Here is a 17,816-nt window from a genome sequence, read left to right as displayed (position 1 = left end):
CATTTTCTGCTTCCTGCGTTTCCCAAACGGTACGATGACAACAACTTGGCTACGGCGTACCACATTAAATTCCGAGTGCTTTTTTCACGATAGCTTCAGCAGGCTGACCTTCGCGGTTGGTTACGCCGTTAAGCCAGCTTGAAAGCCGTTCTGGGTGCTTCGCCAATTCTGCGCGCGCCGCGTCTTCGGCAGTTTGTTTATCATCCAGAATGCGGGTGATAATGGCATTCTCCAGCGCGACATCAAACGTTAACTGACTGAAAAAATGGTTAACATTCGGGCACTGCGTGGCGAAGTCCTTACGCGTCACCGTATTCACCGTCGCGCTACCATAGTTAGGGCCGAAATAGGCATCCCCACCGCTTAAATATTTAAGTTTGAAGCGCGTATTCATCGCGTGCGGCTCCCAACCGAGGAAAACCACCCACTGATTACGACTCGTCGCACGGGTGACCTGTGCTAGCATCCCGCTCTCACTGGATTCTACGAGGTTCCAGCCTTGCAGCCCGAAATCCTGTTTATCCAGCATCTTTTTAATGTTTTGATTGGCTGGCGCACCGGGCGCGATACCGTATATTTTGTGGTCGAACTTATCGGCGTATTTTTGCAAATCGGCAAAGTCTTTTACTCCAGCCTCTGCAACATACTCCGGCACCGCCAGTGTGAATTTGGCGGCTGGGAGATTCGCTCCGAGCACCTTGATTGAACCCTCTGCGGTATATTTGCTGATAACCGGTTCCTGCGCGGGCATCCAGTTACCGAGGAACACATCAACTTGCCCGGTTTTCAGCCCCTGAAAAGCCAGCGCGACGGAAAGATTCTGCACCTTCTGCTGATAGCCCAGCGCCTTGAGCACAACACCAGACACGGCGTTGGTTGCCGCGATATCCGTCCAGCCGGGATCGGATTGCGTGATCACCGCACAGCGCGGGTCTTCCGCGGCGAAACTGGTCACAGGCAATAGCGCAGCACCGGCCAACAGCATGAATACCGACAATGATTTCTGCTTCATTATTCTTCCCCGATTGGTTTTTTTAACGGCTGTGGGTAGCGGGCAAAGGCTTCTTGCTCGTCCAGTGTTTGATGGTTGCGAATATAGCGCTGTGAGGCTTCCTGATGAGGCTGATAGTCCCATTTAGGGATCGCGTCACGGCCCGCGATGCGGGTTAAAAACAATCTCTTTTGCTGGCTCGCCAGCACCTGCTGGTTCAGGCTGTCCAACTGCCAACGCGCGGCCACTTCTTTAGCAAAGTTCTCAACGGTATCCTGATATTCACGATCTGCTGCCAGATTGCGCTTTTCATGCGGATCCTGTTGCAGATTGAACAACTGCGGCGCTTCACTCAGGGAGTGAATGTATTTCCACGGCCCTCGGCGAACCATCACCATTGGCCCTATTGCTCCCTCTGCAAGATATTCGCTGTATACGCCATCCGGGCCTGTTTCTCCACGCAAATGCGGCACTAAACTGCGTCCATCCAGCGGTGCAATCGCCCGCGCTGAACGATCCTCACTGCTCGCCAGTTCGCACAGAGTGGGCAGCAAATCGACCAGCGAAACGTTCTCTGTGATACGACGCGGCGCGAAACGTTTCGGGTTATGCACAATAAACGGAATGCGAACCGCATTTTCGAAGAACGTCATCTTGTACCACAGACCGCGCTCGCCCAGCATTTCACCGTGATCGGCGACCACAAAAACGATGGTATCGTCTGCAAGCCCGGTTTCTTCCAGCGTGCGCACAATCTCCCCAAAACAGTCATCCACATAGGCCATCGCGCCGTAATAGGCATGACGGGCCCGACGGATGTCATCTTCGCTAAGTAGCCCCTCCTCCAGTTGATACATTGCCCTCAGACGGGCGGAATGAGGATCGTCCTCAACGTCACCAGCCTGTGTTCTCGGCAAGTCGATATCCTCGGCGTTGAATCGGTCGAGATAGCGTCGGGGAATAGCGAACGGGTCGTGTGGATGCGTCAACGACAGCAGCAGCAGGAACGGCTGGTCCTCAGGGCGACGGGCGGCGTCATATAACCGTTGCCGCGCCAAAAACAGGGCTTCATCATCAAAATCAAGCTGGTTGGTTCGCACGCATTCGCCCGCCTCCAGCACCGAACTCATATTGTGATACCAATCCAGACGCCGCTCTGGATGACGCCAGTCAGGCGTCCAGCCAAAATCCGCAGGATAGATATCCGTCGTCAGCCGTTCATCGAAGCCGTGCAGTTGGTCGGGGCCGCAAAAATGCATCTTGCCGGAAAGCCAGGTACGGTAACCCTGCTCACGCAGATAGTGACAAAACGTCGGCGAATCGGCGTGAAACTCGGCTGCGTTATCGAATACGGCATTACGCGAGATGAGTTGGCCCGTCATCAATGACGCCCGCGACGGCGCGCACAGCGGACTGTTGCAATACGCTGATTCAAATACCACGCCTTCACGCGCCAGCCTGTCAATATTCGGGGTCAGACTGACATTATTTCCATACGTTCGTAATGCCGATGCCGTTAATTGATCGGCCATTAGAATAACGATATTCGGTTTATTTATAAGCATAATCAGCCAGAAATTAAAATTGATTAAATGAATCGTGATATTTTTATCGCACGCCATTTTCATTCTGTGAAGGGGGTATTTTATTATCATGAGATAAGGTCATATTATGGCAAGAAAATTACAATTACCGCCGTTACAGGTATTAGTGGTATTTGAGGCGGCGGCGCGTCATGGCAATTTCACCGCAGCGGGAAATGAGCTGAGCCTTTCTCAACCTGCCGTGAGTCAGCGCATTCAAATGCTTGAAAATCTCCTGAATACGCCGTTATTTGAGCGTCGTCATCGTGGTGTGGAACTCACCGAATCAGGTAATGGGCTGTATCAAATTGTTCGCTCTTGCCTTAACGATATCAGCGAACAACTGGAACGCACGCGCTACCAGCGGAGCACATTGCGAATCGATACCGATATGGGTTTCGCCAGTTACTGGCTGCTGCCACGTCTGAACGACATTCAGGCACTGATCCCCGGCGTAGAGGTACAAATTTCCACCTCGCCCAACGACTACAACTTCCGCGACAACAACGCCCATCTGGCCATCTATTTTGGCAGCGGAAACTGGCCGGGCACGCAGGCGCAGCGCCTGTTTCCTGAAGACGTCGCTCCCGTTTGCAATCAAAAACTTATCGATGAGATCGGTGCCAATCCCTCGCCTGACAAACTGCTGGAATATCCGTTAATAAAACTGCCGGAAACGCATCCACAGCGCTGGTTAACGTGGGAAGACTGGTTTCGACAACATCAGGTTATCAGCCAGCAACATACGGCATCGCGTACGTTTAACGCTTACTCTCTGGTGATTCAGGCCGCTATTGAAGGTCAAGGCATTGCTCTCGGTTGGCGCCCCTTAATTGACTCTTTTCTTGCCAGCAAACAGCTTTTCCGCTGTGGGCCAGAAATGCGAACCGAACGGGGATATTACTTAATCTCCGCCAGCGGAAAGCCGTCATCAGCTCAGCAGGAAAAAGTAAAAGCATGGTTATTAGATGAAGCATGGAATTTCCATCTTAAAAATAACGCATTGCAATAATATCGCTAAGCTAATACGGAATAGTTCTATTCTCTGCAATAAAATCTTTAACTTGGCCTGGTTATTTTAGGTTAGCGTATAATGATTCTCAGAAAATAGGTGATATGGCCATGTCAGAGCCAATTATCGAATTGCGTGCAATCAATAAAAATTATTACAGCAAAGAAAAAGGCGGTCTTTTTTTTCGGGCTAAACAGCAAACGTCGGTTAATGCCTTGAATAATATTAATCTGCAAATTTATCCGGGCGAAATTTTTGTCATCGTTGGCCTTTCAGGTTCAGGAAAGTCGACGCTTTTACGCACACTGAATTTTCTGATTCCCCCCACTGACGGTTCGGTGTGGTTTGACGGCCAGGAACTGTCATCACTCTCATCCGCGCAAATGATCGCCTTACGTCGTCAAAAAATGGGCATGGTTTTCCAGTCTTTCGCGCTTTTCGATGAGCGCACGGTATTGGATAACGTGGCATTCGGTCTGGAAGTCGCCGGTGTGAGTCGTGCAACACGTTACCAGAAAGCACAGGACATGCTGGAACAGGTCGGGCTCGGTCAGGTAGCAAACCATTATCCCCACCAGCTTTCCGGTGGGATGCAGCAGCGTGTCGGGCTTGCCAGAGCGCTAGTTGTGAACCCGTCAGTGCTGTTGATGGATGAAGCGTTCTCCGCGCTGGATCCCATCATTCGTAGGGAAATGCAGTCGCTATTGCTGACGCTACAGTCGCAGCAGCAGCAGCAGCGTACCATCGTGTTTGTCACACATGATATGGAAGAAGCGCTACGACTGGGAACACGCATTGCCATCATGGAACAGGGCAATCTGGTGCAGGTCGGTCAGGCAGAAACCCTGATTAATACGCCTGCAACGCCCTACGTGCGCCATTTTTTCTCCGGTGTGGACACCTCACGCTGGCAACTGGCGGAAAGTTATGCCGATGCCGGGATGGTGCCCTGAGAAGGTAAATTTATGACCTATCCATTAGATTTTAGTCGCCAGATTGACCGCGCAATCCACGCCATGCTGTCGCATGCTGGTGGCTTTTTTGACGCGCTGGCAGCGAGTATTGATGCCTTTGCTGGAGGAATGGAGACGCTCACCGGATGGTTAACGCCGTGGGGGCTGGTAATCCTCTCCGTGGGTATCGGGCTCTGGCGTATCGGAAAAGGGTTCGCGCTGTTCGCATTGCTTGCCACGCTCTACATCATCTATAGCGGGTACAGCGAACACGCATCGATCACTCTCGCGCTAACGCTCTCTTCCACTTTTTTCAGCCTGCTATTCGGTATTCCTCTGGGCATCTGGAGCGCACGGCGCGCGGTCGTTGGCAGCATAGTGCGCACGCTGTTGGATTTTATGCAGACCATGCCCGCCTTTGTTTATCTGATTCCCGCGACGATCTTGTTTGGGCTGGGTCGACCACCCGGTATTTTCGCCACCATTTTATTCTCCATGCCGCCAGTCGTACGTCTGACTGATTTAGGGATCCGTCAGGTAAATGCTGCCCGCATTGAAGCCGGTGTCACCTTTGGCTGTACGCCGTGGCAACTGCTGTGGAAAGTACAGTTACCCGCCGCTCAACCGTCAATCATGGCGGGGGTGAACCAGACCATTATGATGGCGATGTCGATGGTGATCATTGCCTCTATGGTGGGTGCGGGTGGACTGGGCAATGACATTCTCAGTAGCATTCAGCAGCTTGATATCGGTTTGGGTTTACAAAGTGGGATGGTGGTGGTGCTGATGGCCATTTTGCTCGACCGGCTTTCCGCCAGCTTTGTCCGACACAAGGGGCGCTAAGTACTGCTTTAGTCAGGATCGCCAACAGGCTTTGTTAAGAACCGGACGCACAGCAAAAGAAAAAGGACCGCAGAAGCGATCCTTTTACAGTAGCTATTTGCCGTAGCTGTTTACCATAGCTATTTACCGTAAAACACGGTGCGTCAGGTTACTTAACTTCGCCCATCGCTTTCAGCTTTTTAGACAGCTCACGGCGTTCTTTCGACAGATCGGCGTTTTTGATGATGTAGTCATCAACACGGTCTTCATAATCACCGCGCATGTTAGCGATGATGTTCTGTACGTCCTCAATGGACATGCCAGGTTTAAGATATTCGCTCAGGTTGTCCAGCAGCAGAACGCGCTTTTGGTTATCACGAATTTTCTTCTCGTTGTCGACGATTTCACGCTGAAGTTTGTTTTTACGACGAAACATGCGCACGAATTCCAGAACATCCTGGAAACACGGCTTAGTGTCCTTATCCATCTTTTACCCTTACCTTAAGTCATACATAAATTCTTTATGCATTCACCATACAGGTTATACCCAACGTCTTTCAAGCAGTGCTTACGCCCTTTGCGCTAACACCTCGCTGAGCGGATAATCTGTCAGCAAACCATACCCTAAATAATTCGAGTTGCATGCAGGCGGCGACCGCACGAGTCCCCAAGAGCTTACTCAAGTAAGTGACTGGGGTGAGCAAGGACAAATTGACGTAGTCGATTTGAACGCCGCTTGCGGTGGCCCTTTAGGGCAAGGCTCAAATATGAGCCGAGTATTGCCAACGTACATGCGGCTTGAAGTATGACGGGTATTCAACGGTAATATACCGCGATACGCTGATTATGAACCTGCTCAATGGCCACTTCCGTATCGAAAATATCTTCCAACACCTCGGATACCATAATGTCTTCCGGTTTTCCCGTGTAGATGATCTGCCCTTTGCGCATCGCAATAATGTAATCCGAATAGGCGGAAGCAAAGTTGATATCGTGGATAACCAGCACGATGGTTTTGCCTAGCTCGTCGGCCGCACGGCGAATCTGCTTCATCATCGCCACGGCGTGCTTCATATCCAGATTATTCAGCGGTTCATCCAGCAGCACGTATTCCGTGTCCTGACACAGCACCATCGCGACATAGGCACGCTGCCGCTGGCCGCCGGAAAGCTCATCCAAAAAGCGATCTTTCAATTCGGTCAGATTGAGGAACGCCAGCGCAGCGCTGATACGTTCACGATCGTCAGCATTCAGTCGCCCTTTGGTATAAGGATAGCGACCGAATCCTACTAGCTCCGCTACCGTTAAGCGGCTGGTAAACTGGTTTTCCTGACGCAGCACGGACAAACACGTCGCCAGCTTATCGCTTGGCGTGGTCATCACGTCCATGCCGTTGACTTTGACCTGTCCGCGATCCGCGTCCAGCAGGCGGCTGATGATGGACAACAATGTCGACTTCCCTGCACCATTCGGGCCGATAATCGACGTAACGCCACCACGAGGCACCGTCGCCGTGACATTATTCAATACCGTCACGTTATTATACGTTTTAGTTACATTGCCGATCTCAATCACACGGAAACCTTTTTCAGTAGCAACACAATAAACAGCGATCCACCCACAAATTCGATCACGACCGACAGCGCTCCAGACATGTCCAGCAGATGCTCAAGCACCAACTGTCCGCCAACCAGTGAAATCACGCCCAGCAGGAAAGCGGCAGGTAGTAACAGGCGATGCTGGCTGGAGCCAATCACTAAATAGGCAAGGTTTGCGACCATAAAGCCCAAAAAGGTAAGTGGGCCGACCAGCGCCGTTGAAATGGCCACCAGCACGGAAACCAGCAGCAGAATGACCGTGACGCTGCGCTTGTAGTCGATACCCAGGTTAATTGCGTTATTACGCCCGAGCGCCAACACATCAAACCGAAAGCGCATGCGCCAGATCACCACCGCGACCACCAGCGTAATGCCAACCGACAGCGCCACCAGTTCAGGCACGGTACGGGTAAAAGTGGCAAACATCCGCCCCTGTAGGATGGCGAACTCACCGGGCGTCAGCAGACGCTGCATTAAGCCCGCCATGCTGCGAAACAGCGTGCCGCAGATAATCCCGACCAGTAAAACCAGATGCAGGTTATTGCGGCTGCCGGTGAACAGCCAGCGATACAGCAGCGCGGAGAAGAGAATAAGCAGCAACGTCTCAAAAACAAATTTGCCTTCAATACCCAGACCCGGAATGCCGCTAATGCCGAAAACAAACACCAGCGAGGTCTGAATCAGGATAAACAGGGCTTCAAACCCCATAATCGATGGCGTCAGCACTCGGTTATTCGTCACCGTTTGGAACAGTACCGTCGACGTGCTGGCAGCAAAGGCCACCAACAGCATCGTCGTCAGCATCAACCCGCGGTGCGTTAAAATGTAGCGCAGGTTGCTGCCTAGGTTGATGGTCATAAACAGCACGATCACCACGACAGCCGCGCCAGCCAGCCACATCAACCGCTGCGTCGGCGATAACCCCGCACGTTTTTCGCTGACTGCTCCGGTCAGCACCGTATTACGTTCATTGACTGACATGGCGTTTCTGGCTTAGCAATAAAAGAAGGAAAACGGCAGCGCCAATGACGCCAAGAATCACGCTCACTGGAATCTCGAAAGGATAACGAATCACGCGGCTGATAATGTCGCAGCACAGCACCAGACCGCCGCCAAGCAGGCACACCCACGGGATCGTTTTGCGCACATTGTCGCCCATCATCATGCTGATCAAGTTCGGCACAATCAGCCCGATAAACGGCAAGCTACCCACCACCACAACCACCACGCCGCTGACGATGGCGATAATGCTCAGCCCCATCAGCATCACCTGCCGATAGTTGAGGCCGACATTGACGGAAAATTCGCGCCCCATGCCTGCGACCGTGAAGCGGTCAGCAATCCAGCAGGCCACCAGCGTTAACGCCCCCACCAGCCAGAGCAGCTCGTAACGCCCCTGCAAGACACCGGAGAAATCGCCGGATTCCCAACTGCCGAGCGCCTGTAGCAGATCAAAATACATCGCGCCAAACGTGGTGATTGAACTGATAACCGCACCCAGCATAATGCCGACCAGCGGCACCACCAGCGCGGATTTCAGCACAATTCGCTGTAGCAACATCATGAACAGGAAAGTACCCGCTAAAGCGAACAGGCTCGCTACCACCATCTTGGTGAAAATCGTCGCGCCGGGCACGGCGATCATCACCACCAGCAAACCTAAGCTAGCCGACTGTGTGGTCCCCGCCAGAGACGGTTCGACAAAACGGTTTTGCGTCAGCAACTGCATGATGAGACCCGCCACACTCATGGCGCTGCCTGCCAGCAGCAAAGCTAGCGTGCGGGGAACGCGGCTGATAAAGAAAATATCGCGCATTTCCGGGTCGTTCCAGACGGCCTGCATATTCAGTTGCCCTGCCCCAACAAACAGGCTGACAACAATCATGCAGGCCAGAAACGCAAGACCCAGCGAATAGTAAAAAGACTTCATTGATTCTGCCGTAACCCTGCCGTTATTGCTTATCTAACGCGTCGCTGACGGTACTCACGAGGTTTTTATAGCTTTGCAGCCCCCCAGCGATATACAGCGATGCAGAATCCAGGTAAATCACGCGATTGTTTTTCCAGGCGTTGGTTTTGTGAATCAGCGGGTTATCCAGCACCTGCTGGGCCGATTCCCCACCTGGGCGACCAATCGCACTGTCACGATCGAGGATGAACAGCCATTCTGGGTTCACACTCAGTAAGAATTCTGAGGTCACCACGTTGCCATGACGCCCGGATTCAGGGAATTCGGTCGCCGGTTTGAAGCCCAACTCATCAAACACGAAGCCAAAGCGCGACTTAGGACCGTAGGCCGACATCTTGCCGCCGCTGACCATCAGAACCAGCGCATTGCCTGCTTTTTCTGTTTTGGCGCGCGTTTGGGCGATCTGCTGCTTGAAATCATCAATCTGTTTTTTCGCTTCATCTTCTTTGCCGAAGATGGTGCCCAGTTGCTCGATGCGCTGGATAAAGCTCGTCATAAACTGGTGCTCATCCACATCCATCGAGATCGTCGGTGCAATACCGCTCAGCTTGTCGTAGGCATCGCGCGTACGTCCACCGGCAATAATCAGATCGGGCTTAGCGCTGCTGAGCGCTTCATAGGCAGGTTCAAACAGCGTCCCGGCGTTCAGGTAAGTATCGCTGTTGTATTTTGATAAAAACGCAGGCAGCGGCGTGCTGCTTTTCGGTACACCGGCAATCCCTTCGACCTTCAGCGCGTCCAGCGTATCCAATGAAGCAGGATCAAACACAATCACTTTCTTCGGCGGCTGTGGAACCTGAGTGGTGCCCTGCGCATGCTCAATGCTGACCGTGTGACTTCCTTCTGAAGACGATGCCTGCTGATCGCAGCCGGCCAGAACAAACATAGATGCCAATAACGTCGCCTTCACTGCAAACGTTGCATTCAATCGCACCGCATTTAACCGCATAAGTGTGTTCTCCATTTCGCTGTTTGTCGCCGAATGCTACCCCGCAGCGGACGCTACGCGGCAATAAAGAATTTAATTATCATTCGCATTAAAACGAAAATTGTAACCGAATGGACACAGTCATGCCTAGCGATTATGTCTACCCTCCTATTGATGTAAGTCAGGGAAGTGATGCAAATCAGGAAAGCGCCACAGAAAAGTCGATTCAATGGTATCCTTGCCGTTTTCCAGATTGTTTTGCCTGATTTCAGGCTTAGCGCGCACACGTAGCTAACTGCATATATGGCCGAGAAAACACAACCCACTTTTTTCATACACGACTACGAGACGTTCGGTAAGCATCCGGCGCGCGATCGCCCCGCGCAGTTTGCGGGTGTCCGTACCGATATGGATTTCAATATTATCGGTGAGCCGCTAGTCATTTATTGCCGTCCGTCGGATGATTACCTGCCGGAACCAGAAGCGGTGATGATCACCGGAATTACACCGCAGGTCGCGCTGGCAAAAGGCGTCAATGAAGCGGAGTTCGCCCGTCAGATCCACGAGGCATTCAGCGTGCCCGGCACCTGCATCATGGGCTACAACAACATTCGCTTTGATGATGAAGTCAGCCGCAATATTTTCTATCGCAACTTCTACGATCCTTATGCCTACAGCTGGCAAAACGGGAATTCCCGCTGGGATTTGCTGGATGCGTTACGCGCCTGCTATGCCCTGCGGCCGGAAGGTATCGTCTGGCCGGAAAATGATGACGGCCTGCCCAGTTTCCGCCTTGAACATCTGACAAAAGCCAACGGCATCGCGCACGAGCAAGCGCATGATGCAATGTCCGACGTTTATGCCACCATCGCTATGGCGAAACGGTTTAAGCAAGCGCAGCCCAAACTGTTTGAGTATCTGTTCCCGTTGCGTAACAAAAACAAAATTTCCGCGCTGATCGATATCCCGCAAATGAAGCCGCTCGTTCACGTGTCTGGCATGTTTGGCGCGGCAAGGAGTAACACCAGTTGGGTTGTGCCGCTCGCCTGGCACCCGGACAACCGTAATGCGGTTATCATGTGCGATTTGGCTGGCGATATGACACCGCTGCTGGAGCTGGACAGCGAAGCATTGCGTGAGCGGTTATACACCCGTCGGGATGCACTGGAAGCCAATCAGAGCGCGGTTCCACTTAAGCTAGTGCACATCAACAAATGTCCGGTCTTAGCGCCGGCCAATACCTTACGCCCAGAAGACGCAGAAAGATTAGGTATCGATCGTCAACGCTGTTTAGACAATCTGGCCGTGCTGCGTAACAACGCGAGCGTCAGAGAAAAAGTGGTGGAACTGTTTGCCGACGCTCCTGCTTTCGCCGCCTCTGATGATGTCGATTTACGGCTTTATGATGGCTTCTTTGGCGATGCCGACCGCATGGCGATGAAGATTATTCAGGAGACCACCCCGCAGAACCTTCCCGCGTTGGATCTCACGTTTGCCGATAATCGTCTGGAACCGCTGTTCTTCCGCTACCGTGCCCGCAATTTCCCCGGCACGCTGGATGACCGCGAACAGCAGCGTTGGTTGCAGCATCGGCGTGCAGTATTTACGCCGGAGCGCTTGCAGTCCTATCTGTCAGAACTCAGCAGCCTGTATCAGTTGCATGAAGACGATAAAGAGAAGATGGCACAGCTAAAAGCGCTGTACGCCTATGCGCAGGAGCTAGTGGGCTAAAGCATAAAAAAGCGGAGCACACTGGCTCCGCTTTTAAGCCGTCAGTTTATTTAAACCGGCTCTTCACTACATTGCGGTACTGGCTGACGGAAGCTGCGCGTCACGAATGCCAGATAGAGCAATCCAATCGTTGCCCACACCAGACCCAGCGTCATCGAGCTGGCTTCCAGATTCACCCACAGCGCCCCCACCGTCAACGCACCCAGCACAGGCATCACGAGGAAGTTAATGGTGTCTTTCACTGTGCGGTTACGGCGTTCACGAATATAGAACTGTGAAATGACCGACAGGTTCACGAACGTAAACGCCACCAGCGCACCGAAGTTGATCAGCGCGGTTGCCGTCACCAGATCGAACGACACCGCAGACAATGCAATGACGCCAACCAGCAAGACGTTCAAAGACGGCGTACGCCATTTCGGGTGGATGTAACCGAAGAAGCGCTCTGGGAATACACCATCACGACCCATGACATACATCAGGCGAGACACGCCTGCATGTGCGGCCATACCCGATGCCAGCACCGTGACGCAGGAGAACACCAGAATAACGGACTGGAAGAATTTACCCGCGACATAAAGCATGATTTCCGGCTGAGACGCATCCGGCTCTTTAAAGCGTGAGATATCTGGGAAATACAGTTGCAGGAAGTACGCCACGGCAACAAAGATCACACCGCCGATCAGCGCCGTCAGGAAGATGGCTTTTGGAATCACCCGACCTGCATCCTGCGTTTCTTCCGACAGCGAACTGATGCCGTCAAAACCCAGGAACGAGAAGCAGAGAATGGTTGCCCCGGTGATCATCGGCACCACATGGGCGTTCTCAGACCAGAACGGACGCGTACTGGTCAGCGTACCCGCACCCTCGCCCAGATAAACACCGTGAATCACCAGACCGAGGAATACCGCCATGATCGCAACCTGCACTACCACGATAATGGAGTTCAGGTTGGCAACCAGACTGATGCCACGCAGGTTAAATAGCGTCATCAAGCCGACCAGCGCCGCCACAAAAATCCATGACGGTACGCCGGGGAAGATTGCTTCCAGATAGATTTTCGCCAGCAGAATGTTGATCATCGGCATGAACAGATAGTCCAGCAGTGACGACCAACCGACCATAAATCCGACATGCGGGCTGATCGCTTTTTGCGCGTAGGTATAAGCAGAACCCGCAGATGGGAAACGTTTTACCAATTTGCCATAGCTCAGCGCCGTGAACAGAATGGCGATCAGCGCAAACGCATAAGCAGTCGCCACATGGCCGTCGGTCAGGCCAGACACGATACCGAAGGTATCAAAAATGGTCATCGGCTGCATGTACGCCAGCCCCATCATAACGACAGGCCACAGCGTGAGCGTTCTTTTTAACTGAGCACGTTTTGCGCCAGTATTAGGCAGTTGAGAATCAAGCGACATGGCGCACACCTCCATCAGTCACAGCAAAGGCAGCACTGTTGTCGGCGAACGCACTAAAAATAAGGGAGTGGATACAGGACTCGCCTGAATCACGATGAGAAGAGGTGGCTGTAACAGCACCAGAGATAACTTGCGACTGCGTCGCGCCATAACCAATACCTTTGCAGCACAAACCGGCGGGCACCGGTGCGAAACGTGTTAATTGCCCCATCTTTCCTTTCCTCACTGTGCTCACAGGCACACACAAAATTATCTATCCGGATCGTTGTCCGGCCTCTTTGGTTGAAGACCCTATACCCAGCCAATCTGAGTCACAGAGAAAGGTAAGAAACCACACCAATACCCCTGTAACCTGAAGTATGACGAGCATAAATGTAAAAAAATAACCGACGCTATTAGACGTCGGTTATTTGCAAGGCGCGTATTCTGCACCACTCGATCTCATCTGACAAGGCTCTGAGAACGTTGAAAACCATTTATTTATCCCCACCCTTCTTCGCGCTGCCTGTACGTTGGCTTTTCGCATGAATTATGGGTAATAAGTAGGATAAATAAGCTAATACTCGTTATAAAAACGTTGCTGTTATGTGTGAAGCCCAAACAAAAAGTTGTGCTTAAAAATTACAACTCCTGGAACCGCTTTTTCTTTTCGTTTTGTAATCTTTCCAACTCAAAAATCACCTGCTGAAGATCGCGTTCCTGCGCCGCGTTCAGCGAAGGGAACTTGAAGCTCAAACGCTGCGTCAGCTTAAAGTCGCCTTTGTTATCGACGATCTTCACCATTGCCTGACCGACGAACTGCAAATCAACGCAGAAGAAACCGTGGTCAGCCAGGTCCATCTCCACGCTCTTAATGATGTCACCGTCAGTCAACAGCCCCGTGGTATCCCGGTCGGTATACAGGCTCAATCCACCCAGAGAAAGATCTTTGATGGTGAACAGGAAAACGCTCTCATCCGGCAGTTCGCCACGGCACGTCAACGGCGGCCACAGCGGCGTGTTAATACGGAAATAGGTTCTGCGTTGGATAAGATAAAGCAATTCAGGAATCTGCGCGCTAAAGGCTGGCAGCCCGTCGTAAGTTACCGTCTTCGCAATTTCAGCATTAAATTCAACTTTTGCACCGGCAGGCTCAGCAACAAAAGACAGCGCTCCCGCATACAGTGCGCGGTTATTTTCACGCTCAATGCCGCCTAAATCGAAGACAAACAGGTTGTTATCGGGTACGACGTCAAGAATTTTACTGATGAACTGTCCGTGAGGATGATGAACCATCAGAGACGTATCATTCTTCTTTAATTCGCGCAATGTTGCACAGATGGCCAGTTTGTTGCGCTTAACAAACTGCTCTTTCAAATTTTCATTCACCGCTTTCATCCCCACCATTGTTTACACGGATTATGTGTCAATGGCTTATATTGATGCACGCCTCTTCGTTATCTTTCAAGTCCCATGTGTGCCAACACGATGCACTGTACTGGCTGCATATTGAAAACGATTACTCGGAGTACCTGAAACAGCATGAAACCTACCTTAAATACATCGAGTGACAGGACAAAACGTTGGTCCTTTAGGGCAAGGCACACTTATGCGCCTCATCACGTGGCAAGCAAAGAACAAACTCATGGAAAAGAATTTGAGCAGCCAGCACGTACGTAACTCGAAGCATGAAAGGTAGAAGTTGGTGAAAACGATATCGGCAATTTTCTCAATAACTTTAGTGGAACAATAGGAAAAGTGTTAAGGAGCCGTCAAATGATGAAAATTATCGACGCCAGTCATCGCGAAGCCAGCCGCTCCTTATATAACACCCGTTCGCTATTCAGCAGGATAGTGGTACAGCAGCCAGGTTAAGGCCAGTAGATCGGCGCTACCACCTGGGCTAAGGTTTCTGGCAATCAGCGCGTCGTCCATCTCTCTCAGCGCCTGACGATCCAGCGGACCAATCAGCAATCGCCGTGCGTAATCTTGCACAAACGCTAATCCGTCCATGCCGCCGCGTGAAACGACATTGGTATCAGGATTGTGGGCCATCAACACCACTAGCGTCCGTAACAGCGCGGTTTCGTCATCCACCCCAGCAGTAATCTCCTGCTGCAAGGCAGGCAACGCGTACTGGCATACGGTATTGAAACCGCTGGCGGCTTCCCCTCTCGCCCCCGTCAGGCCATGGCGCTGATAGAGATGTTCACCCGCCGTCGCGGCGCCAGAACACGTCTCCAGCTCATTTCGCACCACATCGTGACACATTGCTGCCACGCTATCGCACAGGCTACGCTGCGTTACACGCTCTCCCCGTCCTGCCAGCCAACCGGCAGCCGTACACAGCAGGCCAAATGCGAAAATCCCACCTTTATGGGTATTCACACCTTTCGTCGCTAACAGCATCGCCTGTTCACAGGCGATACCGATAGGTCGAACCTGAGACAGCAACTGCGCTAGCGGTGTGTTAGTGTGCTGATAACCCGCATCCGTAAAATGCCGGAACCAGGGCGAAATCGCCTGAATGCTGGTCTGAAACAGCGCAACATCCATATCACGGTGAGATCCGTTATTGGCGCGATCCACCAGTCCGGGTTTCGGTGTCAGCATGACTTCCATCGTCAGCGCGTGCGCCACCCGCTGGTCGATATCCGGTAACGCGTCGCGCTCCCGATAATCGCCGACAGCAGAACGGGAGACCGCCGCAGACAGGATACCGTCAGGCTGGCGTAAAGTAGGCATTAACCTTTTCCTCAATATGCTCAAGCAGCTCAGGCAACGAATGACGACGTGAACGGCTACAGGCGTGTGCCACCTGATCGCACAATAGGCAGGTTCGCCCGCTGTGCGCCAGCATCGACCGGCCAATCAATCCTTCTTCCGGGCTGAAGATATCGAAATCCCATAGCCGCCCCAGCTCATGGCTATCTTCCAGCGCAATGGTCGCGGCTTTCACCGACAGCGCATCTTTGGTGATCGCCCATAGTCCTTCCGCGCCCGTTGCCAGCCAGCATATCTGCTGCTCCAGTACCGTCCACCCTCGCATCTGACACAGCAAGGCAAACGATTTGATGGCTTCGGCCATCACCTGCCGATAGCCTTCACTATCTTTTACCGGCCCCGGCGTGACCAGCGTCAGCGACACCAGCGTCGCACCGTGGCGGGCAAGCCATTCTTGTTGGCGAACTGCGCGGCGTTCCTTCGCCGCGAGTAAGGTTTCCAGCGAGATGGAAACAGCATTTGTCATCATCGATTCCCTCATGCGTTTACGCTTATTCGTCGGCTTCTTTCACCTGACGAACGACGTCAATCACGCTGCCATCACGATAGCGAATAACGCCGACGATGCGATCGTGAAACTCGATAGCGCGTGGTTCCCCCACGAGCGCAATCGCACGCTGATACAGATCTTCAATCGTCATCACTGTCAGCCCCGCCTGTTTCAGGCGTTCAGCAACTTCAGGTCTCGCCGGGTTGACGGCAATGCCGTGATCGGTCACCAGTACGTCAATGCTTTCTCCCGGCGTAACACGCGTCGTCACCTGGCGCACCACAGTCGGGATGCGGCTACGAATCAACGGCGCAACCACGATGGTCAGGTTTGCTGCCGTTGCGACGTCACAGTGTCCGCCGGACGCGCCGCGCATCACGCCGTCTGAACCGGTGATGACGTTGACATTAAAATCAGTGTCAATTTCCAGCGCGCTGAGAATCACCATATCGAGCTGATCGCAGCAGGCGGCTTTAGAGCTTGGGTTGGCGTAAACGTTAGTGGAAATCTCGACGTGATTCGGGTTCTTCGCCAGCGATGCGGCCGCATTGGCATCGAAACACTGGGTATCGATCAGTTTTTCGATCAGCCCTTTTTCGTGAAGATCGACGATCCCGCCCGTGATACCGCCGAGCGCGAAGCGCGCTACGATGTTCTGTTGACGCATTTTATCTTCGAGGAAACGCGTACAGGCTGTAGAAGCCGCACCGGAACCGGTCTGGATCGAGAAACCATTTTTGAAATAACCGGCATGTTCAATCACGTCTGCCGCGGAACGAGCGATCAGCAATTCACGTGGGTTGCTGGTGACGCGCGCCGCGCCCACGCTGATTTTGGCCGGATCGCCAACTTCATCGACCTGAACGATGTAGTCCACCTGATCCTGCACAATGCTGGCTGGCATGTTCGGGAACGGCACCAGCGCTTCGGTTAGCAACACCACTTTACGGGCAAACTGCGCATCAACCATCGCATAGCCCAGCGAACCACAGCTGGATTTCCCCGCGGTGCCGTTGGCATTACCAAATTCATCGCTGCACGGAACCCCCAAGAAAGCGACATCGATATTCAGTTCACCGCTTTGCAGCAGATGAACCCGACCACCGTGGGAATGAATCTGTACCGGTTCTTTCATTAATCCATGAGAAATGGCATCGGCCAATTTGCCGCGCATCCCCGAGGTGTAAATCCGGCTGACCACGCCCGCTTTGATGTGGTCGATCAGCGACGCGTTACAGCTCATCAGCGAGCTGGATGCCAGCGTCAGATCGCGAAAGCCCATGCGTGCCAGCGTATCAATCACCCGGTTAATGACCTTATCGCCTTCGCGGAAATGGTGGTGGAAAGAGATCGTCATCCCGTCTTTCAGTCCGCTACGACGAATCGCCTCTTCCAGATCGGCGCACAGTTTGCGTTCATGCTTTTGGACAACATCATTCAGCCACGGAGTATTGTGGTTGGCGTTGACGAAGGGTTGCAGATGACGTTTTTCCGGGTACTGCTTTTGCAGTGCTTCAATAAAATGACTCATTGTCTAATCCTGTGATTCCTGAGA

The 17,816-nt window shown here is 52.6% G+C and carries 17 protein-coding genes; 4 read left to right on the top strand and 13 right to left on the bottom strand.

From position 1 onward, the window contains the following. Positions 1-64: 64 nt before the first annotated feature. Entirely contained in the window at positions 65-1,012 is a 948-nt protein-coding gene (gene choX / locus EIP93_RS10040) for a choline ABC transporter substrate-binding protein (RefSeq protein WP_125232660.1), read from the bottom strand. Then, positions 1,012-2,556 (bottom strand): choline-sulfatase, encoded by a 1,545-nt coding sequence (betC, locus tag EIP93_RS10035; protein ID WP_125232659.1) that lies wholly within the window; start codon positions 2,554-2,556, stop codon positions 1,012-1,014. The genes choX and betC overlap by 1 nt, the downstream gene beginning before the upstream one ends. A 106-nt stretch (positions 2,557-2,662) precedes the next feature. Here betC and EIP93_RS10030 point away from each other — a divergent pair, with 106 nt between their 5' ends. The 3 genes from EIP93_RS10030 (at position 2,663) to EIP93_RS10020 (ending at position 5,382) form a co-directional block, all read left to right on the top strand. Continuing rightward, positions 2,663-3,586, top strand: coding sequence for a LysR substrate-binding domain-containing protein (locus EIP93_RS10030; RefSeq protein ID WP_103940532.1), 924 nt, complete (start codon positions 2,663-2,665; stop codon positions 3,584-3,586). Positions 3,587-3,696: 110 nt separating this feature from the next. Beyond that, positions 3,697-4,539: an ATP-binding cassette domain-containing protein gene (locus EIP93_RS10025; protein ID WP_125232658.1), complete on the top strand. Its 843-nt coding sequence runs from the start codon at positions 3,697-3,699 to the stop codon at positions 4,537-4,539. Between the two features lie 12 nt (positions 4,540-4,551). Next, on the top strand, positions 4,552-5,382 hold the full coding sequence (locus tag EIP93_RS10020) for an ABC transporter permease (protein WP_125232657.1): 831 nt from the start codon (positions 4,552-4,554) through the stop codon (positions 5,380-5,382). Between the two features lie 148 nt (positions 5,383-5,530). Here EIP93_RS10020 and tmaR read toward each other — a convergent pair whose 3' ends face one another. The 5 genes from tmaR to EIP93_RS09995 all read right to left on the bottom strand — a co-directional run bounded on the left by tmaR (position 5,531) and on the right by EIP93_RS09995 (position 9,856). Next, positions 5,531-5,848, bottom strand: coding sequence for a PTS system regulator TmaR (tmaR, locus tag EIP93_RS10015; RefSeq protein ID WP_005967626.1), 318 nt, complete (start codon positions 5,846-5,848; stop codon positions 5,531-5,533). Between the two features lie 329 nt (positions 5,849-6,177). Then, a complete protein-coding gene (locus EIP93_RS10010; RefSeq protein ID WP_010307093.1) occupies positions 6,178-6,936 on the bottom strand; it encodes an iron ABC transporter ATP-binding protein in 759 nt (252 codons plus the stop codon). Then, a complete protein-coding gene (locus EIP93_RS10005) occupies positions 6,933-7,940 on the bottom strand; it encodes an iron chelate uptake ABC transporter family permease subunit (protein WP_125232656.1) in 1,008 nt (335 codons plus the stop codon). Before EIP93_RS10005 ends, EIP93_RS10010 begins: the two co-directional genes overlap by 4 nt. Further along, a complete protein-coding gene (locus EIP93_RS10000; RefSeq protein WP_103860873.1) occupies positions 7,927-8,889 on the bottom strand; it encodes an ABC transporter permease in 963 nt (320 codons plus the stop codon). The genes EIP93_RS10005 and EIP93_RS10000 overlap by 14 nt, the downstream gene beginning before the upstream one ends. Before the next feature lie 22 nt (positions 8,890-8,911). Further along, entirely contained in the window at positions 8,912-9,856 is a 945-nt protein-coding gene (locus tag EIP93_RS09995) for a siderophore ABC transporter substrate-binding protein (RefSeq protein WP_397249543.1), read from the bottom strand. Positions 9,857-10,159: 303 nt separating this feature from the next. Here EIP93_RS09995 and sbcB point away from each other — a divergent pair, with 303 nt between their 5' ends. Beyond that, on the top strand, positions 10,160-11,587 hold the full coding sequence (sbcB, locus tag EIP93_RS09990) for an exodeoxyribonuclease I (protein WP_125232655.1): 1,428 nt from the start codon (positions 10,160-10,162) through the stop codon (positions 11,585-11,587). A gap of 50 nt (positions 11,588-11,637) precedes the next feature. On the opposite strand, the gene EIP93_RS09985 is transcribed toward sbcB, so the two are convergent. From EIP93_RS09985 to citF, 6 genes are all read right to left on the bottom strand, one after another. Continuing rightward, entirely contained in the window at positions 11,638-13,008 is a 1,371-nt protein-coding gene (locus EIP93_RS09985; protein WP_103940542.1) for an APC family permease, read from the bottom strand. Then, a complete protein-coding gene (locus EIP93_RS09980; protein ID WP_010305272.1) occupies positions 12,998-13,219 on the bottom strand; it encodes a hypothetical protein in 222 nt (73 codons plus the stop codon). The genes EIP93_RS09985 and EIP93_RS09980 overlap by 11 nt, the downstream gene beginning before the upstream one ends. A 410-nt stretch (positions 13,220-13,629) precedes the next feature. Then, entirely contained in the window at positions 13,630-14,385 is a 756-nt protein-coding gene (locus EIP93_RS09975; protein WP_103860876.1) for a flagellar brake protein, read from the bottom strand. A 441-nt stretch (positions 14,386-14,826) separates the two neighbouring features. Beyond that, a complete protein-coding gene (gene citG / locus EIP93_RS09970; protein ID WP_125232654.1) occupies positions 14,827-15,732 on the bottom strand; it encodes a triphosphoribosyl-dephospho-CoA synthase CitG in 906 nt (301 codons plus the stop codon). Beyond that, complete coding sequence (gene citX / locus EIP93_RS09965; RefSeq protein WP_107332973.1) at positions 15,710-16,237, bottom strand: citrate lyase holo-[acyl-carrier protein] synthase; 528 nt, start codon at positions 16,235-16,237, stop codon at positions 15,710-15,712. The genes citG and citX overlap by 23 nt, the downstream gene beginning before the upstream one ends. A gap of 25 nt (positions 16,238-16,262) precedes the next feature. Continuing rightward, complete coding sequence (gene citF, locus EIP93_RS09960; RefSeq protein WP_125232653.1) at positions 16,263-17,792, bottom strand: citrate lyase subunit alpha; 1,530 nt, start codon at positions 17,790-17,792, stop codon at positions 16,263-16,265. Positions 17,793-17,816: the final 24 nt, after the last annotated feature.

It is taken from the genome of Pectobacterium versatile (assembly GCF_003932035.1).
Lineage (GTDB): Bacteria > Pseudomonadota > Gammaproteobacteria > Enterobacterales > Enterobacteriaceae > Pectobacterium > Pectobacterium versatile.
The sequence above is the reverse complement of the archived record's forward strand: the minus strand, read 5'-3'. Positions and strand labels throughout refer to the sequence as shown.